This is a genomic window from Pseudomonas sp. BIGb0558 (genome assembly GCF_024807515.1).
Lineage (GTDB): Bacteria > Pseudomonadota > Gammaproteobacteria > Pseudomonadales > Pseudomonadaceae > Aquipseudomonas > Aquipseudomonas yamanorum_A.
Genome location: NZ_JANUEW010000006.1, coordinates 113319 through 135008, shown reverse-complemented (window position 1 = coordinate 135008; position 21690 = coordinate 113319). Strand labels below are relative to the sequence as shown.

The window sequence follows — 21690 nt, the reverse complement described above, 5'->3', positions numbered from 1 at the left end:
CAATAAGCATGTGCGGACTCTGCGGCCTGCTGGGCGAAGAGCTGCACTGGAGCGATCCCTTGGGCGATGAGTTGCCGCGCCGCCGCGAACGCCTGCGCCGGATCGCCGCGATCAATCAGGTGCTGGCGGTGTTCCGGCTCAAGGTCGAAGACTTCCAGGGCGCGTCCTATCTGCTGCTGGGCGCCACCGGCAAACAGGAATTGGCCAGCGGCCTGGATCAATTGTGGCGGGCGGCAGAGGCCATGCTCGGTCGACCGCTGGACCCGTTGGACCCGCGTCTGCTGGATCATCTGGAGCTGTAGGAGCCCGGCTTGCCGGCGATGGCGCCCTTCATATCGCCATCGCCGGCAAGCCGGGCTCCTGCAGGGGCATCATTGAGGTAGAAATATGAGCATCGCTCTAAACGTCATCACCGGCTTCCTCGGCAGCGGCAAGACCACCTTGCTCAAGCGCCTGCTGCAAGGCGAAAGCCTCGGCGACACGGCGTTGCTGATCAATGAATTCGGCGACGTCGGCATCGACCATCTGTTGGTGGAGGAAGTCGCGCCGGACACCGTGCTGCTGCCCAGCGGTTGCGTCTGCTGTTCGATTCGCGGCGAGTTGAAAGACGCCTTGCTCGGCCTGTTGCAGCGTCGCGAGCGCGGAGAGATCCCGGCCTTCAAGCGGGTGATCCTGGAAACCACCGGCCTGGCCGACCCTGCGCCGATCCTCGCCACCTTGAACAACGACGTGCAACTGCGCGGGCGCTTTCATATCGGCCTGGTGGTGACGCTGGTGGACGCCAGCCACGCCGTCTTGCAAGAACGCCTGCACCCCGAATGGCTGGCGCAAGTGGCCGCCGCCGATCGCCTGCTGTTGAGCAAGACCGACCTCGTCGAAGACTGCGACTCGCTGCGCGCGCACTTGCAGGCACTGAACGCCGGCACGCCGATCCTCAACACCTGCGATATCGACAGCGGTGAACAACTGCTGCTCGGCGAAGGTTTGCGCAGTGCGGAACCTGCGGCGGAAGTCAGCCGCTGGAAACTCCATCAAACCACCGCCGCCAACCACGGCGCGGCGCAGGTCTGCTGCCTGACCTTCGACCAGCCGCTGGATTGGGTGGGCTTCGGGGTCTGGTTATCGATGCTGTTAAGATGCCACGGCGAACGTATTCTTCGCGTCAAAGGATTGCTCAACGTGAACGCAAGTTTGGCTCCCATCGTCATTCATGGCGTGCAGCACTGCCTGCATGCCCCGGTTCACCTGCCTGCCTGGCCGGGTACCGACCGGCAATCGCGCCTGGTGTTTATCCTGCGCGGGCTCGACCCGGCGTTGCTGCGCCGCTCCTTTGAAGTGTTCTCCAGAAGGTTCGCGGCATGATCACGCTTCGTGTCCTCGGCACCTCGGTTACCTTGCTTGAATCCTTGCGTGTGCGCGCCGAACAGGAGTTGGGCATTCGCCTGGTGTACCAGGTGCACGACGTCGAGCAGGCCCAGCGCATCGCGGTGATGCAGCCCGACAGCTACGACCTCTACGACCAGTGGTTTCACAACGTCGACTTCGTGTGGCCGGCGCGGGCGATCCAGCCGATCGACACCCGGCGCATTGCGTTGTGGCACGAGATCAACGACCTGCCCAAGCGTGGACGCCTGTCGGCCAACGACCGCCTGGGCAGCGGCAGTGTGCCCAGCGAGCGCTTGTTCGTGCAGCACGACGGCAGCCTGGGCAGCACCGTCACCGAACGCATCAGCATGCTGCCTCTGACTCACAACGCCGACAGTTTTGCCTACCGCCCGGAGCGCTTGCCTGAAGGGTTCAACCGCGCCAACGAGAGCTGGGGCTGGCTGCTGGACCCGGCCTGGGGCGCGCGTACCGCGCTGCAAAGCGACGCCGCCATCGGTGCCCTCGACGCGGCGCTGGCGGTGCAGGGCGCGGGGCTGGCGAGCTTCAAGGACATCGGCAACATGAGCATCGAAGAGATCGATGTGCTGGCGGATATCCTGGTGCGCAAGCAGAAGGAAGGGCATTTCGCGGCGTTCTGGTCCGATGACGAAGAAGCGGCGCAACTGATGCTCAGCCCGAGCATCGACATCCAGAGTTTGTGGTCACCGACCCTGATGCGCCTGCATCGGGCCGGGGTCAAATACCGCCTGGCGGTGCCCCGTGAAGGCTATCGCGCCTGGTTTGGCGGGTTGTCGTTGTCGCGCCATGCCAAGGGCCCGGTGCTGGACGCGGCCTATGCCTACCTCAACTGGTGGCTGTCCGGCTGGCCCGGCGCGGTGATGGCGCGCCAGGGTTATTACATCGGCAACCCGGCCCGCAGCCGCGATCACCTGAGCAGCGCCGAATGGGATTACTGGTACGCCGGCCTGCCCGCCCGGGAAGAGCTGCTGGGCAGCGATGGCTTGCCGCTGATCGATGTGGGCGAAGTGCGTGACGGTGGGTCCTATGAGCAACGCATGGGGCATATCGCGGTGTGGAACTCGGTGATGGACGAGCACAACTACCTCGTGCGGCGTTGGGGGGACTTCATGCGGGCACGGAGTTGAGGCTCGTCGCCAAATTAATGACGGGCAGGTTCCCGTATTTATTGGGTGCACTTCTTCTCTTGCACAGCTAATCTGGATAATTCGAATGTCCTTGTTGAAAAGACATTTATTTGACGCCAGGTCAGCTGTCGCGAGGGACGCGTATGACGAAGGAACGTTTCGGCTGGAGGAGGCGAGCGCTGCCAGAGGGCACCAAAATGAGGTGGCGCCATACGTTTCAAACCCGGATCGCCGGGGTGCTGGCGCTGCTGTTGCTGGTGGTGGTGGCCGCGGTGTATTTCGCGGTGAAGACCGCCACCAATCGCGCCGTGGAAAACCAGGCCCAGGTGCAACTGGAAACCGGCAGCCAGGTGTTCGAGCGTTTGCTCGACCTGCGTGGCCGGCGCCTGCAATACGGCCTGAACTGGCTGACGGCGGACTTGCCGTTTCGCCAGGCCGTCGCCGAGGGCGAGCCCGCCGTGATTCTCGCCGCCTTGCGCAGGCACGGCACCGGCCTGACGTCCAGTGAAGTGTTTGTGCTGGGCCTCGACGGCCAGGTGATGGTCAGCACGTTACAGGCGCTGACCCCCGGCCAGGCCTTTCCCTACAACGATGCCCTGCGCCAGGCCCGGCGCAGTGGCCTGCAAATGTTGATCGTGGCCCTCGATGGCCGGCCGTTTCTGCTGGTGCAGCAGGAGGTTGTCGACCCCGCACCGATTGCCCGCGTCGCCATGGGCTTTCCCATGGATGAAGTGTTTGCCAGTGAATTGCGCTCCATGAGCAACCTTGAGGTGTCGTTCATCAGCGTGCAGCGCGGTCAGCCCGGCGAATTGTTCAGCACCCAGCCCGAGGCCTTCCAGGCCTCGATTGCCAGTGACTTGCAGGCCCCGTATATCAACCCCGTGGCACAACTGAACCTGTTTCACGGCCAGCGTTATCTCAGCCAGGTGCTGCCCCTGGGCAACACCGCAGACGGCGGTGAAGTGCGGGTGCTGCTGCAAAGCCCGCTGGACCACGCCCTTGAATCCTTCGCGCCGCTGGACCGGCAGTTTCTCGCGATCGCCCTGGTGGTGCTGCTGGTGTCCCTGGCGGGCGCATTGTTTTTGGCACGGCGGGTATCGCGCCCGCTCAACGCGCTGGTGCAGGCGGCCGAACGTATCGGTGCCGGTGACTACCGCACGCCGGTGCGGGTTCGCAGCCACGATGAATTCGGCCTGCTGGCACAGGCCTTCAACGCCATGCAAACCGGGATCGCCGTGCGCGAGCGGCAACTGGCCCACAACGCGCTGCATGACCCGCTCACCGGCTTGCCCAACCGCGCGCTGGCCATGGAGCGTCTGGGCAGCGCCATCAGTGCTGGCCGCCCCGTGGTGTTGCTGTACCTGGGCATTGAAAACTACCGGGTGATCAACGAGGGTTATGGCCCGGAAGGCGTGGAAGAAATGCTCCGCGAAGCCAGCCGCTGCCTGCTGTCGAGCCTGTCAGCCAGCGACACCGCCGCACGTATCACCGGCAGTGAGTTCCTGCTGCTGCTGGAAAACACCGAGATCGACCGCGTGGTGGCCCTGGCCGACCGTTTGTATGGGCTGCTGACCGAACCCCAGCGCATTGGCGGCGATGAACTGCGCCACGAAGTGAGCATCGGCATCGCCGCTTACCCGGCCGACGGCCAGCAGGTTGAAGAGCTGATCAGCCGCGCCGCGATTGCCCGTCACGATGCGGCGGCGCTGCCGGGCTATTTGCAGATCTACCAACAGGACCGCGACCTTGCCCACCAACGCCAGATCAGCCTGATCCGCGACCTGCGCCGGGCGGCGGCAGAGGGCGAGCTGTACCTGTGTTATCAACCCAAGCTCGACCTGACCCACGGCCATGTACGCCAGGCCGAAGCGCTGTTGCGTTGGCAGCATCCGACCCTCGGGCTGGTATCGCCCGCCGAGTTCATTCCCCTGGCCGAGCGCACCGGCAGCATGGGCAGCCTGACCCAGTGGGTGATCGAAGAAGCCATCCGGCAATTGGCCGAATGGGAAGTGCGCGGACTGCAGGTGCAGTTGTCGGTGAACATCTCGGTGGACGACCTGGCCGATGACGGCCTGGCCCTGCGGGTGACCGAGTTGCTGGCGCATTACCGCGTATCGGCTCGGCAACTGATTTTCGAAATCACCGAAAGCGCGATCATGCACAACCCGGCCCAGGCCCTCAGCGTGCTGGAGCAACTGCGCGGCTGTGGCATCAGCCTGTCGGTGGACGACTTCGGTACCGGCTATTCATCCCTGGCGCAACTGCAACGCCTGCCGGTGCAGGAACTGAAGATCGACCAGTCGTTTGTGCGCAACCTCGACAGCACCTCCGGCGACGGGGTGATCGTGCGCTCCACCATTGAGATGAGCCACAACCTGGGGCTCAAGGTGGTGGCCGAAGGGGTGGAGTTCGAGCCGAGCCTCAAGCTGCTCAAGCTCTGGAAGTGCGACACGGCCCAGGGCTACCTGATCAGCCGGCCGTTGAATGCCATGGCCTTCGAAATGTGGATGCGCCGCGAACGCCTGCCGGTGTAGGCGGCACAAAAAAAGGCGGCTACCCATGAGGTAGCCGCCTTTTTCTTGCCGCCGGTATGACTTAATCCGGCAGTTTGAACGCCATCACATAGTCACCCTGCTTGGTGCCCAGGGAACCATGACCGCCGGCCATGACCAGCACGTACTGCTTGCCGTCCTTGCCGGTGTAGGTCATCGGTGTGGTCTGCGCGCCTGCTGGCAGGCGGCCTTCCCACAACTGCTTGCCGTTTTTCACGTCATAGGCACGCAGGTACTGGTCGAGCGTACCGCTGAGGAAGGACACGCCACCGGCGGTGGTGAACGTGCCGCCCAGGCTTGGCACGCCCATGGTCAGTGGAATCGGAACCGGCGAGCTGTCACGCACGGTGCCGTTTTTGTGCATCCAGATGGTCTGGTGGTTGGTCAGGTCGACCGCGGCCACATAACCCCACGCCGGCGCCTGGCACGGCAGGCCCAGTGGCGACAGCATGGCTTCGAGGATCACCCCGTACGGCGCGCCTTTGTTCGGCTGCACGCCTTCGGTTTCGCTGACCCGTGGGCCTTGCTTGGCGATGTCGGCGGCCGGGATCAGTTTCGATTTGAACGCCATGTAGCTCGGGTTCACGAAGGCAATCTGGCGCACCGGGTCGACGGAAATGCCACCCCAGTCGAACACGCCGAAGTTACCCGGGTAAACGATCGAGCCTTGCAGCGATGGCGGGGTGAACGGACCGTCGTAGCGCATGGATTTGAAATCGATCCGGCACAGCATCTGGTCGAACGGCGTCACGCCCCACATGTCACGCTCCTTGAGGGGCGGTGGCATGAAGTTCAGATCGGATTTCGGTTGGGTCGGTGCGGTGTGATCGCCGGCCACTGCGCCTTGCGGTACAGGGATTTCGTTGATCGGCACCACTGGCTGACCGTTGGTGCGGTCCAGAGTGTAGATGCTGCCCTGCTTGGTCGACGCCATTACCGCTTGCTTCACGCCGTCAGCGGTCTTGATGTCGATCAGCGAAGGCTGGCCGCCCACGTCCATGTCCCACAGGTCATGGTGAGTGAACTGGAAGGTCCACTTCACGTGGCCACTGTCGATGTCCAGGGCGGTGAGGCCGGCGCTGTACTTCTCGGAGTCCGGAGTCCGGTCGCCGCCGTACTGGTCGGGCATCTGGTTACCCATCGGCAGGTAGAGCATGCCGAGTTTTTCGTCCACCGCGAACATCGACCACATGTTTGGCGAGTTGCGGGTGTAGGTCTTGCCCTCGGCCAACGGGGTGGTGTCGTCCGGGTTGCCGCTGTCCCAGTTCCACACCAGCTTGCCGGTGTGCACGTCGAACGCGCGGATCACGCCGCTAGGCTCGTCGGTGGAGACGTTGTCGGTCACGTGACCGCCGATCACCACCAGGTTCTTGGTGACGGCCGGTGGCGAGGTGGAGTAGTAGCCGCCTGGGGCGAAGGTGCCGATGTTGGCACGCAGGTCGATCTGGCCTTTGTCACCGAAGTCTTCGCACATCTTGCCGGTGTCGGCGTTCAGGGCGATCAGACGGGTGTCGGCGGTCGGTACGAAGATGCGTTTCGGGCAGGCATTCGGCGCGGCGGCCGGGCTGGCGCTGCCAGTCGGGCTCTGCTCGGAGGCATACACGGCGTCATCGTGATACGACACGCCACGGCAGGTCATGTGGGCCCAACCCTTGAAGTTGGCAGCCCCTTCGCTGCTGATCTTCGGGTCGAAACGCCAGATTTCCTTGCCGGTGTCCGGGTCCAGGGCAATCACCTGGCTGTGGGGCGTGCACACGTAGAGCATGCCGTTGACCTTCAGCGGGGTGTTTTCCGCGGTGGTTTCACCGGGATCGCCTGGGCCAGGGATGTCGCCGGTACGGTACGTCCAGGCTGGCACCAGCTTGTGGGCGTTTTCCGGGGTGATCTGCGCCAATGGCGAGTAGCGATCACCGAAGGCCGAACGGCCGTAGGAGTTCCAGTCACCATCGGCCTGGGCCGGCGCGGCGCTGGCCATGCCCGGCACCGCATCGCGGTCCAGTTGGCCTTTCTTGACCAGTGCACCCGGGTCGGTGAACTGGCTGGCCAGCGCAGCAGCACCGGCCAGCACCACAGCGACGCTCAGGGCGCCAGTGCCCAGCGGCGCGGCTTGGCCACGCAGCAACGGACGGCGGAACCACGGGAGCAGCATGACAATGCCGAGGGCGAACAGCAGGGCCAGGCGCGGCACCAACTGCCACCAGTCCAGGCCGACTTCCCACAGCGCCCAGACGGTGCTGGCAAACAGCACCAGTGCGTACAAGCCCAGCGCCGCGCGGCGTGTCGCCAGCAGCAACAGGCCTGTGACGGTGATGCCGAGACCGGCCAGCAGGTAATACAGCGACCCGCCGAGCATGCTCAGCTTGATCCCCCCGGCCAACAAGGCCAGGCCCATTATCAGCAGCAAGATCCCCAGTAGCCTGGGCAGCAGGCGACTTGGACTTGAAGCACCATCAGTGCTCATAGTGTGGTTCTCCGTTACGTTTTGAATTGATTGCGCACAGTTCACTGTAGATGACGTTCCGGCGCAGGCATGGTTCAGGGGTAATTCGTTTCCTACAGAAATTAGTTGTGGCGTCAGAACGAACTTTGCAGCTTGATCCCGCCGATCAGCGCGTCATCCACCTGGGCCACGGCCCCGGGATGACGGATGTATTGCAGGTTCGGGCGCACCGTCAGCCAGTTGGTGACGTGCACGCCGTAATAGAGTTCGGCGCTGTATTCGGTGTGTTGAATCGGCGTGTAGGACGGGTCGTCGAAGTCGTACACGGCGCGGGCCTGGTTGCTCGCCTCGGCGTTCTTGCGGTAGGCCGGGTTGACGTGCACCCGGGCCACGGCAAAGCCGATGTCGTCTTTGGCGCGGGCGTCGAACAGGCCCTTGTAGACCATGCCGGCCTGCACGTAGTTATCCACAGCGTTGGTTTTCTTGTCGTGCATCGTGCCGTTGGCGAACAGGCTCAAGCCGCGGGAGTGGTCGCTGGCCAGGCTGGTGACTTGCTGTTGCACGCCTAGCCACACCCCGTGTTTGCTGGAGGCGCTGCGATAGGCCTCGCCGCTGAGCGCTGCAGGCTGGTCGTTGCGGTCTTTGTAGACATCGCTGGCCTTGGCGCTGCTGTAGTAGTAACCGGCGCGGTATTCGCCAGGCAGGCCGTTGAGGGTGGGCGTCCACACCAGTTCGACCGGGAGCAGGGTGCCTTGGGTGCCGCTGCCACTGAGCTTGAAACCATTGCCGCGATCCAGGTTGGACGGGTTCTGTTCATAAGCCCCGATCTGAGCGTAAAGCTCGGGTGTGAGGTGGTATTTGACTCGCAACGCCCACTGGCTCACCGGCCAGTTGTACCAGATGCTGCCCACCCAGTTGCCGACCTGCGAACCGCAGAACGCCAGGTTCTGGAAGTCGCAGGGGAAGCTGTTGAAGTCTTCGCCTTCGCCGAAACGCCCGGCCTTGATGTCGAGCTTCTGGTCAAAGAATTTCTGTTGGTACCACATCTGCGTCAGGCGCCAGGTCTGGCCACGGCCCCAGACTTCCTGGGACGAAGTGAACCCACCCACGCGCGGATCGTTGATCCGGTCATTGGTGATGTTATTGCCGCTGCGCTCGGTCACCGTCAGTTGGAACTCTGCGTCGTGCCAGCCGAGGATCTTCTGCAGATCCAGGTGCGTGCCCAGGCCGAATTGGTCGCTGTAGCGCGCCGTGCGGTCGTGGTCTGAGCCGCCATGCAGGTTGCTGCCCATCTCGCCGGTGTAGTCGAACTTGAAGTCGTAGCCTTGTTGAGACAGCGCTGTCCGGGTGCCGCCGAAATCACCCAGCATCCACGGTGATTCAGCGTCAAAGGCAGGGGCGGCCTGGGCACAGGTGGCCAGACCGAAAGGCAGCAGCGCAGCGCACAAGCGCAGGTTTGGGAAAGCAGGCATAGGCAAAATGGGGTCTTAATATTTTATGGTTTTGAAACGCAAACAGCGGCCTGGCGCGTTCGCACAAAGGCGTTGAACACGGGCGGTCGGTGGTTTGATGGAGTGATGAAACGTTTCAGTTTGTTGCTGACAAGGATAATGCCCCGGCGCGGGGAGAGAAAGGGCTAAACGGAAGATGGATTCTTTCGGATTTGGTAATAGTGGCGTCGCGGGGTCATTGCGTGCCTGTGGACAACTTGAAGGCGGGGCTCATTTCCTCCTGCTCACGTCTTGAGATGCCCACTGCATTGGCCAGCGTTGACCACTGATTGACGACACCCTTGAAACGTTCGATAAGCGTATCGGCCTCCCGGAGCGGCACCCTGAAGAATCCGGCGACCGATCGCACCAAATCCAGATCCAGAGCGTTGTCATGTTCGCTGATGTTGAGTTTCAGGCCATGGCCATAACGGTCTGGATTCATATCGTAGGCAGGAGAGAGTCGCCACCCGCGGCCAGGCTCCAGCAGGAAACCGTGGTTGCGCAAGTGATCATCGGTGTTGGAGACCAATACGTTAAACAGGATTCGACACCACAGCTCGCGTAAGTCCGCTTGCGTCTCGGCGCCTTGGGTCATCAACACCCGTGCCAGCTCCAGATAGCTGACACCCGTTGAGGCATCGTCACCGTCGGTATGGCCAGTCAAGGTCATGGCAGAGGCAAAATGTACACGTCGCCCCAGAGCGCTCCGATCAAAGCGTTTTACCCTGAAGCAGTGATGTTCGCTGGCGTAGCGTTCTGCATCCATGGGGGCGACGCGCAGTCCGCAGCCCTCGGCGAGGGACCCTGTGATGTATTCCCAGGCGCCTACATCGTGCTCATCGCGCAGGCTCGGAAACTTGGCAATCCAGAGATGCCCGTCGGTGTCCACCACGCTGGCTTTAGGGCGTGCGCCACCCAGTGAGCCGCCGGGAGCAATCAACATCCGCAGCCAGTCGCTGCCTTCGGCAGCGGTATTGTCGGTATCGTTTTCCAGGGCGCGGCTGGCGGCCTCCAACTCCCGCAGTTTGATCAGCGGTGGCGCCGCCAGACTGTCCTGATTGTCCAGAAAGGGCCCGTTTTCATCCCGCTTGAAACGCAGTGCGCCGACGCGGAAGGTATCGTGTACACCCAACAGGAAGTCTGACTCCAGAAGCCGCGTGTGGGGCGCAACTCTTGCGGCTCGTTTATCGCGTTCCAGCCGACGCTTCATCAGCATGCGTCCCCATCGGTCGGGGCTGGAGTCGGCGAATACGCCGAAGGTGTCGCGACCTTGCGGGGGGAACTGCGGGCCTTCGAACAAGGCTATGCGCGGGTCAAGTTGAGTCAGGCCCAACTGCGGATCAGCCAGCGCCTCAGGGTCGTATTCAAACTCAAACAACTCACTGGCACCGCCTTGGCGCGCATGCAGTACGCCAAGGCGCCGGGAGTGATTGAGCCCATCCCAGTCGGCATAAACGAAAATCCTGCTCATGGCTTGGATAACTCATCACGGGACGGGCTGAGGGGATTAATGATCAGGGCCGAAAGTTTCGAGGCCGGTTGCGTTTGAAACGAGGCCGGCGGGGCGGTGCTGGCAGAGGCAATTTGAGCCGCTTTCTTCATGCGAGGCTTGGTGGCTTCGCGCTTTTTGTTTGTGAGCGCGGAGTCTTGCAGCTGGCGTCCTACTGTATCGGTGTCGGCGATTGAGGCTATGTCCTGCTCGAGTCCGAGCACTTGCAGTACAGACAGGTAGGCACCGATGGTCACGCCCGTAGAACCTCGTTCCAGCGCGCGCAGAGTCATCAATGACATACCGGCACGCTCTGCCACTTGCTTGGCAGTGAGCTTGCGCCGCAAGCGCGCCAATCGCAGGCGCTCGCCCAAGTCCGCCAGTAATTGCTGGGTCATGGGGAGCAGGGGAGCGGTTTTTTTAGCCATTAGTGCAATTATTCCGGCGTTTTAAAATAAAAGATGCAGGAATAATAGCACTTCGTATGAGTGATTGGTGTGCAATTATTTTGGCTCTTTGGTCGGTATATGGCCAGAATAATTGCACTTATGATGCTAGTGGCTAACCTGGCCCAGCTTCACCAAACACCCCTCAAGAATATCCAGCCCTTCCTCCAGCACCACTGCCTCAATGGTCAACGGTGCCAGCAGGCGGATGATGTGCCGCGATTTGCCACTGGGCATCAGCAGCAAACCCGCGTCGCGGGCCAGGGCCAGCAGTTGAGTGAGTTGTTGTGGCGCCGGGCTGCCGTCAGCGTTGGCCAGTTCGATGCCGCGCATGGCGCCCACGCCGGTCAAGCGGCCGAGATACGGCGAGAGCTTTTTCGAACGCCACGATTCATAACGGCTGACGATGGCTTCTTCCTGCTGCGCGCCCCAACTGTGCAGGTGTTCGTCAGTCATTTCATCCAGGGTGGCGAGCGCCGCCGCGCAGGCAATCGGGTTGCCGGAGTACGTGCCGCCCAAGCCGCCTTTGGGCAGGTTGTCGAGCAGCGATTTGCGCCCGACCACCGCGCCCAGCGGTACGCCGCCAGCGATGCTTTTGCCCAGCAGGATCAGGTCCGGCTCGATGCCCAGGCGCGAGAAGGCAAACCGCTGGCCGGTACGACCGAAGCCGGACTGGATTTCATCGGCAATCAGCAGGATGTTCTTCTCGTCGCAGAAGCGGCGCAGGGCCTGGGCGAACTCCACGTCCAGGGTCAGAAAACCACCTTCGCCCTGCACCGGTTCGATGATGAAACAAGCCACGTCGTTGACGTCGATTTCCACGCTGAACAGGCGGTCCATCGCCTTCAGCGCTTCGCCGCAGGTAACGCCGTTGTCGCGGCTGGGGAACGGCAGGTGGAACACCGGACCCGGCAGTACGCCGACTTTTTGCTTGTAGGGCGCGACCTTGCCATTGAGGTTCAAGGTGGCCAGCGTGCGGCCGTGAAACCCGCCGTCAAAGGCAATGACCGCTGTGCGGCCAGTGGCACCCCGGACGATTTTCAAGGCGTTTTCCGCGGCTTCCGCCCCGCTGTTGGTGAGCATGCCGCTGACCGGGTAATCCACCGGAATGAACGCGGTGAGACGGTCCATCAGTTCGATGTAGGGCGCATGAGGCACCGCGTTGAAGGCGTAGTGGGTGAGTTTGGTCGCCTGTTCGCGAATCGCCTCGACCACACGAGGGTTGCAGTGGCCCAGGTTGAGCACGCCGATGCCGCCGATGAAGTCGATGTAGCGTTTGCCGGTGGTGTCCCAGACTTCTGCGTTTTTGCCATGGCTGAGGCTGATGGGATGGACGGTGGAAATCGACTGGCTGATGGTTTCGCGGCTCATAAATCCGGGACTCTAGAATAGGGTGCGTCCTTTTATCTAAGCCGTGAGCCGCCCTGTCCCGCAAACGAAATAAAGTCGCCGGGTCATTATTAAAAGTCGGGATGTGTTGTTGTGTACTCCACCATCCAGCTCAAGAATGCCTTCACTTTCGGGATATCTCCGGCATGTTCGGCATGGGCGATAAAGTGCGCGCCGGCGCTGGGCATCGTGTAGTCCCAGGGGATCATCAGGCTGCCGTTCGCCAGTTCCTCAGCCACCAGGTATTTGGGCACCAACGCCACGCCATACCCCGATTGGGCTGCGCGAATGCACATGTAGAACGTGTCGAAGCGCGGGCCGTGGTAGCTGTTTTGCGAGTGCAGGCCCTGTTCCAGAAACCACTCGTGCCAGGCTTCGGGGCGGGAGGTGCATTGCAGCAAGGTGTGGCGGGACGAGGCGTCGCTGCCAGCGGCGACAAACCCCGGGGCGCACACCGGCACCACGGCTTCGCGAAACAACTCGATGCAGGCTGCCCCCGGCCACGATCCCTGGCCGAAGAAAAACGCGATATCCGCCTTGGCCTGCAGCACGTCGAACGGTTCCAGTTCGTTGCGCACGTCCAGGTGGATGTTGGGATGGCGCGCGGCAAAATCCTTGAGCTTGGGCACCAGCCAGCGGTCACCGAAGGTCGGCTGGGTGGCGATGCGCAGCACTTCGGTTTCGCCACCGTAGGTCAGGATGTAGCGGCTGGAAATATCCACCTGATTGAGGATCTTGCGCACTTCTTCCAGGTACAGCGAGCCCGCTGGCGACAGGTACAGACGCTGGCGAACCCGCTGGAACAACGGGTGGCAGAGCATTTCTTCCAGCTGCGCCACCTGCTTGCTCACCGCACTCTGGGTCAGGTGCAGCTCTTCGGCGGCGCGGGTGAAACTCAGGTGGCGAGCGGCGGCTTCGAAGCACTGCAAGGCAGTCATCGAAGGGGTCAAGCGTTTTGAAATCATGATGAGTTCATTCCAAATCGGAAGGAGCCTTTGCCTAAACGTCGTTTGTGGCCAAGGTGTAAAGCCGTTGATACTGACCGGCAACACTATAAACCGGCGCGGGTTTTTGGCGCCGAATAATAAAGACCGACAGGGAGCGCCTTGCATGAAGAACATGAAATCCACGTTGGCGGCATTCACTGCCGCCGCCGTATTGGGGCTGGCCGGGAGCGCACACGCAGGGGCGACCCTGGACGCGATCCAGAAGAAAGGTTTTATCCAGTGTGGAGTCAGCGACGGCTTGCCGGGTTTTGGCGTGCCGGACGCCAATGGCAAGATGACTGGCATCGATGTGGACGTGTGCCACGCCGTCGCGGCGGCACTGTTCGGTGATGCATCGAAAGTGAAGTTCAGCCAGTTGACCGCCAAGGAGCGTTTCACCGCCCTGCAGTCCGGCGAGATCGACCTGATTTCCCGCAACACCACCTGGACCAGTTCCCGCGACGCCGGCATGGGCATGGTGTTCACCGGCGTGACCTACTACGACGGCATCGGTTTTCTGGTGAACACCAAACTCGGCGTCAAAAGCGCCAAGGACCTGGACGGTGCGACCATCTGCATCCAGGCCGGTACCACCACCGAGCTGAACGTCTCTGACTACTTCCGCTCCAACGGCCTGAAGTACACACCGATCACCTTCGACACCGCCGACGAAAGTGCCAAGGGCCTCGAAGCCGGCCGCTGCGACGTGCTCACCACCGACCAGTCGGGCCTTTATGCCCAGCGAATCAAGATGGCGCATCCGGATGAGTTCGTGGTGTTGCCGGAAGTGATTTCCAAGGAGCCCCTGGGCCCGCTGGTACGCAAGGGCGATGACGAGTGGTTCAGCATCGTCAAATGGACCCTGTTCGCCATGCTCAACGCCGAAGAAATGGGCATCACCTCGCAGAACGTCGAAGAGCAGGCCAAGTCCAGCAAAAACCCGGACGTCGCCCGCCTGCTCGGGGCTGACGGTGACTACGGCAAGGACCTGAAGCTGCGCAAGGACTGGGTGGTGCAGATCGTCAAGCAAGTGGGCAACTACAGCGAAGTGTTCGAGCGCAACATCGGCCAGGGCAGTGTGCTGAAGATCAAGCGCGGGCTGAATGCCCTGTGGAGCAACGGCGGGATCCAGTACGCGCCGCCGGTGCGCTGAGGCTCACGACGACACGGTGTCTTTACCTGCCGCCTTGGAGCGATACAACGCCTGATCGGCCCTGGCCATCAGGCTTGTGGGTGACTCATCGTTGCGCCGCTCTACCACACCCAGGCTCAACGTCACCTTGAAGCTGCCCACGGCGGGCAGTTCCTTGAGCGCGGTGCGCATCCGTTCGGCCAGTGCCCGGGCGGTTTCCAACGTGCTTTTTGGGGCGATCACCATGAACTCATCGCCGCCCCAGCGAGCCAGCAAGTCGCCGGGGCTCAGGCAGGCTTCCAGGCATTCCACCACCCGCACCAGGGTTTCATCGCCTACGGCGTGGCCGAGCTGGTCGTTGATGGGCTTGAAGTCGTCAATATCCATGGCAATCAGCGACAGCGGCAGGCGAAACCGTTGGGCTCGATCGCACTCTTCCAGCAGGGCGCGCTCCAGGCGGTAACGATTGGCCACGCAGGTCAAAGTATCGCGTTCGGCCAGGGAGCGGTTTTCCTCCAGTTGCAACTGCAGTTGTTGATTGACCCGCGACAGCTCGCGCGTGCGCTCGGCCACCAGGGCTTCTAGGGATTGATTGCGTCGTTCCAGCTGTTCGATGGACTGTTTGCGCGCCTGGATGCTGCGGTGGGCACCGATCATGCGTGCCACTGAGCCGTCGTCGTTACGTGCGATCACGTAGCCACGGTCTTCGATCCACAGGTAGGAGCCATCTTTCTTGCGGCAGCGATACTCGGCCTGATAGTGAGTGGAGCGACGGTTGATGTAGTTATCAAACAGCACCATCACATTCGGATAGTCCTCGGGGTGAATCACGCTTTCCCAGGTGAATACGCTGTTTTCGAGGGAATGATGGGCGTAACCGAGCATTTCGTACCAGCCGGGGTTGCGATAGACGAACCCGGTGTTGGCGTTCCAGTCCCAGATCCCGTCGCTGACCAGCTCCATGACGGCATGCAGCATGTCAGCGTTAAGGTCGCAAAACTCGTTCCTTGACGGCCCGCTGGCGGATGTATCGTCCATTGCGCACTCCCTGCGTGGACTGGCTTTTAGGCCAGTCAAAGTTGACGCCGATACTCCGTGGCTGACATTACTTTACAACGGCGCTTTGGCGCTTAGAAGGGGGGCTTTGGTCTAGGTGGTGCGTGGCAGATAGCCACTAATTTTGTGTGGTTTAGCCTTTGGTTCTACGCCTGGCCAGCTTTAAATCATTGCCGGCGTTGCATCCGGATCCGGCACAAGGCGCACCTCAACCCGCTGCCCCAATGCTCGTGCAGCGCTTGCAAGGGTGGCGAGTGTCATGCCTGCGATTAAAGGGGCTTTTTTGCAAAAACCGGTCAGAGCGTCGCACGTTGTTCTGTAAACGGTGGAGGCTGAAATATTGCCAAAAATGGCATGAGAAACTGCGTGTTAAGCAGCTTCTGGAAATCACATGGGAAGGTTGTTTGGCTTGAGTAGGAAGGCTTACTTCGGCGCCACCATCCTCGTCTTTGGCGCCCCATCGGCATTGTGCTGATAAATCGCCTCAGGCTGCCCTTGCCGGTTAAAAAACACCTGCCCAATCCCCGCGGAGTTCCACAACCGTTCACCCGCTTCTGCGTGTTCCGGAATATGTGGCACCACCTGCATGGGCCGGCGACGGGTGAGCCAGTTCAGCGGTGAGCGGGGCGAGTAGAGCCAGCGATTGAGGCGGTCGAACCATTCCAGCAGGCGCGGGGGGAATTCGTTCTTGATACCGCTGCTGGTGATCTGCCAGATTTTCGGGCCCGCGTTGCGGTGGCGGATCAGCACTTCGTAGACGAACGAGTAGTGCACGTCCCCCGACAGGATCACGTAGTTGCCCGGGGTACGGGAGTGGCGAAAGATGTTGAGGATCACCTGCGCCGCACCGCGATGGGCCATCCAGTTTTCCGCGTCCACCAGCAGCGGGTAGCCACACCAACTGAAGGCTTTCTGCACGGTCTCGATCAGCTTGACGCCAAAGATAGGCGCGGGGGAAACGATGATCGCGCTGGGGTGGTCCAGCAGTTCCTGTTGCAGTTCGCTCAAGGCTTCCCAGTCCAGCAGGCCGGACGGTTGCTTGAGGTTGAACTCACTGCGCCAGCGCCGGGTGCGGGTGTCGATCACCACCAGCGCGGGGGTGGTGGGCAGCACGTAATGCCATTGCTGGAACTGCAGCAGCTCGTTCACCAGTGCATCCTGGGCGCAGGCATCCAGAGGGTTGTCGCGGGCCTGTGTGGTGAGCGCCAGGGTTTTGTCCAGCAGGGCACCAAACGCATCCGGGTTGTTGCCCCAGCCCTGGCACAGCATGTAGGCCAGCAATGCGTTGCCGATGATGCGCTTGGAGAACGAGTGGCCGTAGGCGGTCTCTTCCCATTGGGCGCTGAGGTTCCAGTCGTCGGTGATGTCGTGATCATCGAAGATCATCAGGCAGGAAAGGTGGGCGAATACCCTCGCCACGCCGTCCAGGCCGTTACGAAACTTGTCGATCTGCACTTGCTCGCGTGCGTAGCGTGCCTGTTCTTCGGTGCTCAATCGCGGCGGTTGCGGGCTGATCAGCGTCCACGGCGTGGGCGACCAGGCCAGCAGGTACATTGCCATGACTTCCGCGAAGGTCACCAGGTGGTTGTCGGCACTGCTGCTGGTAAAAATCGGCTTCTTCACACCACCGAAAAACCGCTCGCGCAAGGTCTCGTTGCTTTCCAGTGCGGGCAGCAGGTCGGCGCGATGGTAGTAGCTGGCGGCATGCTCATAGAGCGCGGCGCTGTTGTCGACGACGGCACCCTCCAGCTGTTCATCGAACAGGCCCAGACGGGCAATCAGCGCGTGAATGGCCCGCAGCATGGGGCCCGCTACGTCATCGGCGTAGACCTGGTCGCCACTCATCATCAACAGGGCCGGGCGCTCGGCGATGGTGCTCGACTCCGCCAGCAGCCGATCGACGCACAGCAAACCTTCGTCGGCGCTGTGGTGGGGTTTGCGGCAGGAGCCGTGTACCAACTGGTGGATCCGGCTGTGCAGGACGAAGTTCGGGGTTTGCCCGCGACCATACACCAGGTGAGGTGCCCACTGGGCAATGCCGGCGTTGTCGATCAGCAGGTCATAGCCGATGGTGATGTCCTGGGGCAAGGCGCTGTCGAGTGCGACGTCAATCAGATGAATAAACGCGTTGCGGCCCACGGGGATAACCTGGCAACGCGTCGCGTCCAGGTCGATGTCGAGTGCCTCCTGCGTAGAAGGCATGAGCCGAAGGGTCAACGCCAGCTCCCGGCTTGCCACCAGCCACAGCACCAGACGCTGAGGTTCCAGGCGTCGCAGCAGCGGGCCAGCGATGACAGCGGGCAGGGGAGCAGATTCAGGCATCAGGGCAGCGGCTTTCTGGACAAGGGGGGGAAAGGGTAACGCAGTGGATGTCAGCGTTTTGTTAAGGGCGAAGTGCAACGCCAGGCGTTGCACTTGTTTTCAAGGTTAAGGCAGTCGGCCACCGCCCAGGTTGTCCAGGCCGCCCGAGTTGTTCCTTGAGCGGTTGCTGGATTGCACACCGTTGGGGTCGGTAGCGTGCTGTTCGGCAAGGGTATGTTCGAGGCTACGTTTTTTACGGACCTGTGCCGGTTCATCCTGCTCGGAAGGGAAACTGCGCCATTGCCCGATAGAGCTGCTCAGAGCGTTAATCATTGAATATTTTCCTTTTATCGCACGAAAGATATCAGTGTGCCCCTTGATAAGCCTGGGGCATCACGGCGATCGGGACGATATCCAGGGCCGGTTTTCACGGCTATAAACGTCTCGCGTCAAATTATGACGTTGTTCGGCCCGCCGCCTGATGGGGTTCCCAGGCTGCGTCGCAGGTTTCCCCTTGGGTAATCAGCCAGCGCATTACATCGGCCAGGGCCACACTGTGCTGGCGCTCGACCCAGCGCACACCGTGGGGGCTGTAATGTTCGACATAGCGACTGAGCACCAGCCGACCCTGGTCGCTGGAAAGATGCAGGCGTGTTTCCCGACAGAGCAACGTACCGACCCCGCGCTTTCGGACGTGATGGCGCAGCAGCAGTGAGCCGCCCTCAGAAGTCATCAGCGGCCCCCGTCGCGCAACGGTCCGGCCCGGGCGTGGTGGCGCCTTCGTTGCCTTCCTCTACGTACGCGGCGCGATGTTCGGCCACCACGTTACGTAATGCGCTGTAGTAATCCGGCAGTCGCTGCAAGGTGTCGGTCAGCGGCAGCAGGGAAGCGCGGGTATCGATGGTGCCTCCCACCAGGCTCACGGTGCCGAGGGTTTGTACCGTGTCGCTGTCCCCCAGTGGTGCGACCACAAAGTTCAGCACTTTGCCCACGGCATCGCGGCTGTTGCCCGTGCCCAGCAGGGGCAATTCCACAATCGGTCCGTTGCCGATCCCCCACACCCCGAAGGTCTGCCCGAAATCGGCGGTATGCCGGGGGATGCCCAGCGGGTCCGAGACATCGATCAGGCCCACCAGCCCCACGGTGGTATTCACCGCAAAACGCCCCAGGGTATTGACCGAGCGCCGAGGGTTACCCTGCAACAGGTCGTTGATAAACACCTTGGGTTCGCTGAAGTTGCTGGCGAAGTTATGTACAGCCTGCTGGAAAAAATCCGGCAGGTGTTTATAGCCACGCGCTACCGGTGTGAGGGCGTATTCATCCACGGCGCGGTTGAAAGCGAATACCCCGCGGTTGACCGGCTCGGCCGGGTCGTACACCGGATAAGTCACCTGTGCACAACGGGTGACGGGCCCTTCGGCGGCCGGTGTCGCGCAGCCTGTCAGGTAAGACACGGTCAACAGCAGCACGGCCTGGCGAGCCAGGTGCTGGGGATACGTCAGCGAGCGCATAAGCAGTCTCCGGAAAAGGGAGACGGATGCTGGCATTCGCCGCTTGCGCAAAGATGTCTGCTTTATTGCGGGGATGACGCTTTGTTGCACGATTGAAATATATGACGGGCCGCGCCGAATGGTTTTAGATGGCGTGTCGACAAGCCCTAGTGATACCCGCCGGTGAGTACTCTTTTAATCGTGGACGATGACCTCGAAGTCCTCGTGCTGCTGAAGAAATTTTTTGTGCAACATGGCTACACGGTCGAAACCGCCGCCCATGGCGCCGACCTGTGGGCGGCCATGGAGCGACAGCCCGCCGACCTGATCATTCTTGACCTGATGTTGCCCGGGGATAACGGCTTGCTCCTGTGTCAGCGCCTGCGCCAGCAGTACGCCACGCCGGTGATCATGCTGACGGCCATGGGTGAACTCAGCGACCGGGTGGTCGGCCTGGAAATGGGCGCCGATGACTACCTGAGCAAGCCGTTCGACGCCCGTGAACTGCTGGCGCGGGTACGCGCCGTATTGCGCCGGGCCGGTGAGAGCCGGCCACTGCCGGGAGAGGCTTCGCGCCCCTTGATCCGCTTTGCCGGGTGGCAGTTGGACGTGACCCGTCGGGAGCTGCGTTCGCCGGACCAGGTGATGATCCCGCTGTCATCCGGTGAGTTCGACTTGTTGCTGGTGTTTGTCGAGCACCCCCAGCGCGTGCTGACCCGCGAGCAGCTGTTGAACCTGGCGCGGGGCCACAGCCACGATGCCTTCGACCGCAGCATCGACGTTCAGGTCAGCCGCCTGCGGCGCAAGCTTGAGTTCGATACCAAGCGCCCGGCGATGATTCGCACGGTGCGCAACGGTGGTTATCAGTTTACTGCCAGCGTGAGCCGTTCATGAGTGGCCGTCGTCCCCGGGACACCGTGGCCCGCTGGATTGCCCTGACCATCCTGGTCGCGATGTTCACGGCCTTGGCCTTCAACGCGCTGTTTGTGCAACTGGCGGGCGTCTGGGCGCGGCCGCCCTTGAGTGAGACCGGCCTGTTGGACAAGGTGGCGGTGATCGTGCGGATGATCGAGGCGGCGGATCCGCTTCAGCGTCCAGGGCTTGCGCGCTCGGCCGGGGATGAGAGTTTCAGTGTGCAGTGGGCGGCCAATCGTGGGCAGGTCGACCTGCCCGTCATGAAAGAGCCGTCGGTGCATCCTGCCCAGGAAGTGTTCGGCCTGTCACTCAAATGGCCGCAGCGGCGCATCGAGGCCTATGACCCGTCGGACTGGCAAGGCCCCGGCGGGCACTACGCATTGCTGGTGGAATTGACGGACCATTCCTGGCTGACCCTCAGTGCCAGTTCCCGCAGTTGGGGCCTGCCGGAAGGTGTGCGCAGCCTGGTGGTACTGGTGCTGGTGTTGCTCTCGACTGCCTTGGTCACCTGGGTTGCCACTCGCCGGCTCGCCCGGCCACTGCAGGACTTCGCCCAAGGCGTGCGACGCTTTGGCGCCGACTTTCGTTCTCCCCCCATCGATCCGGTCGGCCCCCACGAAATCCGTCAGGCGATCCTCGCGTTCAACGGCATGCAGGCCCAGTTGCAGCACTTCATCCAGGACCGCACCCAGATGCTCGCCGCGATCTCCCATGACCTGCGGGCACCGCTGACCCGCCTGCGGTTGCGTGGCGAATTCATTGAGGACGCCGACCAACAGCATCGCCTGTTCCGGGATGTCGACGAGATGCAGGCGATGATCAACACCGCCCTGGAATTCTTCCGCGATGACGCGCGCCTGGAGCAGGCCACCCAGCTGGACCTTGCCGAGTTGCTGCAAACCTTGATTGACGACTACCGCGACCAGTCCATCGACATCACCTTCAACGGTCCGCCACGGCTGGTCTATTTCGGCCGGCCGCTGGGGCTTAAACGGGTGATGACCAATCTCATGGACAACGCGATCCACTACGGGCTGGCGCCGGAAATTGAACTGCAACAGAATCCGGGAAGAGTGATGGTGCGGGTGTTGGACCGTGGCCCTGGTATTCCGGTGGAGCAGCAGGAACAGGTGTTTCTGCCGTTTTTCCGCCTGGAAGGCTCACGCAATAAAAGCACCGGCGGTGTCGGTTTGGGGCTCTCCACGGCACGGGCGATTGTGCTGGAACATGGTGGGACACTGACCTTGGAAAATCGCCCGTGCGGCGGGCTGGCCGCCGTGGTGGTATTGCCGGTTTAGCAAGGCCGGACGGTCAGAGCAAGCGCTCTCCCAAACCGCTTAGTGCACCGCCTTCTTTGCGGGCTGACGGCTCATCCTTTGTCGGGGAGGAGGGTTGGACGGGCTGAACGGGTTGAACCGGCTGAGCAGGTTGAAAGGGCTGAATCAGGGTTTGGTTATGGAAAGCGTTGCC

At 61.9% G+C, this 21690-nt stretch carries 18 protein-coding genes and 1 pseudogene; 7 read left to right on the top strand and 12 right to left on the bottom strand.

Annotation, left to right across the window (positions count from 1 at the left end; genetic code table 11):
* The first annotated feature begins 8 nt into the window (after positions 1 to 8).
* The 4 genes from M2400_RS11005 (at position 9) to M2400_RS10990 (ending at position 5065) form a co-directional block, all read left to right on the top strand.
* Complete coding sequence (locus tag M2400_RS11005) at positions 9 to 302, top strand: hypothetical protein (RefSeq protein ID WP_177121254.1); 294 nt, start codon at positions 9 to 11, stop codon at positions 300 to 302.
* Between the two features lie 85 nt (positions 303 to 387).
* On the top strand, positions 388 to 1362 hold the full coding sequence (locus M2400_RS11000) for a GTP-binding protein (protein ID WP_259196244.1): 975 nt from the start codon (positions 388 to 390) through the stop codon (positions 1360 to 1362).
* On the top strand, positions 1359 to 2531 hold the full coding sequence (locus tag M2400_RS10995; protein WP_177129182.1) for a PotD/PotF family extracellular solute-binding protein: 1173 nt from the start codon (positions 1359 to 1361) through the stop codon (positions 2529 to 2531). Before M2400_RS11000 ends, M2400_RS10995 begins: the two co-directional genes overlap by 4 nt.
* A gap of 197 nt (positions 2532 to 2728) precedes the next feature.
* Positions 2729 to 5065, top strand: a complete 2337-nt coding sequence (locus M2400_RS10990) for a bifunctional diguanylate cyclase/phosphodiesterase (RefSeq protein ID WP_259196247.1) — start codon at positions 2729 to 2731, stop codon at positions 5063 to 5065.
* A 61-nt stretch (positions 5066 to 5126) separates the two neighbouring features.
* On the opposite strand, the gene M2400_RS10985 is transcribed toward M2400_RS10990, so the two are convergent.
* The 6 genes from M2400_RS10985 to M2400_RS10960 form a co-directional block, all read right to left on the bottom strand.
* The gene (locus M2400_RS10985) at positions 5127 to 7544 is read right to left on the bottom strand and encodes a glucose/quinate/shikimate family membrane-bound PQQ-dependent dehydrogenase (RefSeq protein WP_177047155.1); all 2418 of its coding nucleotides are present in this window, start codon (positions 7542 to 7544) and stop codon (positions 5127 to 5129) included.
* A 113-nt stretch (positions 7545 to 7657) separates the two neighbouring features.
* The gene (locus M2400_RS10980) at positions 7658 to 8995 is read right to left on the bottom strand and encodes a carbohydrate porin (RefSeq protein WP_259196251.1); all 1338 of its coding nucleotides are present in this window, start codon (positions 8993 to 8995) and stop codon (positions 7658 to 7660) included.
* Between the two features lie 214 nt (positions 8996 to 9209).
* The gene (locus tag M2400_RS10975; protein WP_259196252.1) at positions 9210 to 10487 is read right to left on the bottom strand and encodes a type II toxin-antitoxin system HipA family toxin; all 1278 of its coding nucleotides are present in this window, start codon (positions 10485 to 10487) and stop codon (positions 9210 to 9212) included.
* Positions 10484 to 10933 (bottom strand): helix-turn-helix domain-containing protein, encoded by a 450-nt coding sequence (locus M2400_RS10970; RefSeq protein WP_259196253.1) that lies wholly within the window; start codon positions 10931 to 10933, stop codon positions 10484 to 10486. The genes M2400_RS10975 and M2400_RS10970 overlap by 4 nt, the downstream gene beginning before the upstream one ends.
* A gap of 126 nt (positions 10934 to 11059) precedes the next feature.
* Positions 11060 to 12322 (bottom strand): aspartate aminotransferase family protein, encoded by a 1263-nt coding sequence (locus M2400_RS10965; RefSeq protein ID WP_259196254.1) that lies wholly within the window; start codon positions 12320 to 12322, stop codon positions 11060 to 11062.
* Positions 12323 to 12411: 89 nt separating this feature from the next.
* Positions 12412 to 13305 carry a LysR substrate-binding domain-containing protein gene (locus M2400_RS10960; protein WP_259196255.1) on the bottom strand — a complete coding sequence of 298 codons (894 nt, stop codon included), beginning with the start codon at positions 13303 to 13305 and terminating at the stop codon, positions 12412 to 12414.
* A gap of 145 nt (positions 13306 to 13450) precedes the next feature.
* On the opposite strand from M2400_RS10960, the gene M2400_RS10955 reads away from it, so the two are divergent.
* Positions 13451 to 14479 (top strand): amino acid ABC transporter substrate-binding protein, encoded by a 1029-nt coding sequence (locus tag M2400_RS10955; protein ID WP_177121246.1) that lies wholly within the window; start codon positions 13451 to 13453, stop codon positions 14477 to 14479.
* Between the two features lie 3 nt (positions 14480 to 14482).
* On the opposite strand, the gene M2400_RS10950 is transcribed toward M2400_RS10955, so the two are convergent.
* The 6 genes and pseudogenes from M2400_RS10950 to M2400_RS10925 all read right to left on the bottom strand — a co-directional run bounded on the left by M2400_RS10950 (position 14483) and on the right by M2400_RS10925 (position 19326).
* The gene (locus M2400_RS10950) at positions 14483 to 15496 is read right to left on the bottom strand and encodes a diguanylate cyclase domain-containing protein (RefSeq protein ID WP_177121245.1); all 1014 of its coding nucleotides are present in this window, start codon (positions 15494 to 15496) and stop codon (positions 14483 to 14485) included.
* A 180-nt stretch (positions 15497 to 15676) separates the two neighbouring features.
* A pseudogene (locus tag M2400_RS10945) lies at positions 15677 to 15778 on the bottom strand (Fis family transcriptional regulator); the annotation flags it as partial.
* Between the two features lie 159 nt (positions 15779 to 15937).
* Positions 15938 to 17836: an alkaline phosphatase D family protein gene (locus M2400_RS10940; RefSeq protein WP_259196256.1), complete on the bottom strand. Its 1899-nt coding sequence runs from the start codon at positions 17834 to 17836 to the stop codon at positions 15938 to 15940.
* A gap of 105 nt (positions 17837 to 17941) precedes the next feature.
* Positions 17942 to 18148, bottom strand: a complete 207-nt coding sequence (locus M2400_RS10935) for a hypothetical protein (protein ID WP_259196257.1) — start codon at positions 18146 to 18148, stop codon at positions 17942 to 17944.
* A 121-nt stretch (positions 18149 to 18269) separates the two neighbouring features.
* The gene (locus M2400_RS10930; RefSeq protein WP_177047130.1) at positions 18270 to 18548 is read right to left on the bottom strand and encodes a hypothetical protein; all 279 of its coding nucleotides are present in this window, start codon (positions 18546 to 18548) and stop codon (positions 18270 to 18272) included.
* Positions 18538 to 19326 carry a VacJ family lipoprotein gene (locus M2400_RS10925; RefSeq protein WP_259196261.1) on the bottom strand — a complete coding sequence of 263 codons (789 nt, stop codon included), beginning with the start codon at positions 19324 to 19326 and terminating at the stop codon, positions 18538 to 18540. The genes M2400_RS10930 and M2400_RS10925 overlap by 11 nt, the downstream gene beginning before the upstream one ends.
* Positions 19327 to 19488: 162 nt before the next feature.
* Here M2400_RS10925 and M2400_RS10920 point away from each other — a divergent pair, with 162 nt between their 5' ends.
* Positions 19489 to 20199, top strand: a complete 711-nt coding sequence (locus tag M2400_RS10920; RefSeq protein WP_177047126.1) for a response regulator — start codon at positions 19489 to 19491, stop codon at positions 20197 to 20199.
* Complete coding sequence (locus tag M2400_RS10915; protein WP_259196262.1) at positions 20196 to 21518, top strand: ATP-binding protein; 1323 nt, start codon at positions 20196 to 20198, stop codon at positions 21516 to 21518. Before M2400_RS10920 ends, M2400_RS10915 begins: the two co-directional genes overlap by 4 nt.
* Positions 21519 to 21690: the final 172 nt, after the last annotated feature.

Bases quoted from the DNA above. Each gene is read 5' to 3' on its own strand.
- M2400_RS11005 (WP_177121254.1), top strand. From the start codon at position 9: ATGTGCGGACTCTGCGGCCTGCTGGGCGAAGAGCTGCACTGGAGCGAT.
- M2400_RS11000 (WP_259196244.1), top strand. From the start codon at position 388: ATGAGCATCGCTCTAAACGTCATCACCGGCTTCCTCGGCAGCGGCAAG.
- M2400_RS10995 (WP_177129182.1), top strand. From the start codon at position 1,359: ATGATCACGCTTCGTGTCCTCGGCACCTCGGTTACCTTGCTTGAATCC.
- M2400_RS10990 (WP_259196247.1), top strand. From the start codon at position 2,729: ATGAGGTGGCGCCATACGTTTCAAACCCGGATCGCCGGGGTGCTGGCG.
- M2400_RS10985 (WP_177047155.1), bottom strand. From the start codon at position 7,544: ATGAGCACTGATGGTGCTTCAAGTCCAAGTCGCCTGCTGCCCAGGCTA.
- M2400_RS10980 (WP_259196251.1), bottom strand. From the start codon at position 8,995: ATGCCTGCTTTCCCAAACCTGCGCTTGTGCGCTGCGCTGCTGCCTTTC.
- M2400_RS10975 (WP_259196252.1), bottom strand. From the start codon at position 10,487: ATGAGCAGGATTTTCGTTTATGCCGACTGGGATGGGCTCAATCACTCC.
- M2400_RS10970 (WP_259196253.1), bottom strand. From the start codon at position 10,933: ATGGCTAAAAAAACCGCTCCCCTGCTCCCCATGACCCAGCAATTACTG.
- M2400_RS10965 (WP_259196254.1), bottom strand. From the start codon at position 12,322: ATGAGCCGCGAAACCATCAGCCAGTCGATTTCCACCGTCCATCCCATC.
- M2400_RS10960 (WP_259196255.1), bottom strand. From the start codon at position 13,305: ATGATTTCAAAACGCTTGACCCCTTCGATGACTGCCTTGCAGTGCTTC.
- M2400_RS10955 (WP_177121246.1), top strand. From the start codon at position 13,451: ATGAAGAACATGAAATCCACGTTGGCGGCATTCACTGCCGCCGCCGTA.
- M2400_RS10950 (WP_177121245.1), bottom strand. From the start codon at position 15,496: ATGGACGATACATCCGCCAGCGGGCCGTCAAGGAACGAGTTTTGCGAC.
- M2400_RS10940 (WP_259196256.1), bottom strand. From the start codon at position 17,836: ATGCCTGAATCTGCTCCCCTGCCCGCTGTCATCGCTGGCCCGCTGCTG.
- M2400_RS10935 (WP_259196257.1), bottom strand. From the start codon at position 18,148: ATGATTAACGCTCTGAGCAGCTCTATCGGGCAATGGCGCAGTTTCCCT.
- M2400_RS10930 (WP_177047130.1), bottom strand. From the start codon at position 18,548: ATGACTTCTGAGGGCGGCTCACTGCTGCTGCGCCATCACGTCCGAAAG.
- M2400_RS10925 (WP_259196261.1), bottom strand. From the start codon at position 19,326: ATGCGCTCGCTGACGTATCCCCAGCACCTGGCTCGCCAGGCCGTGCTG.
- M2400_RS10915 (WP_259196262.1), top strand. From the start codon at position 20,196: ATGAGTGGCCGTCGTCCCCGGGACACCGTGGCCCGCTGGATTGCCCTG.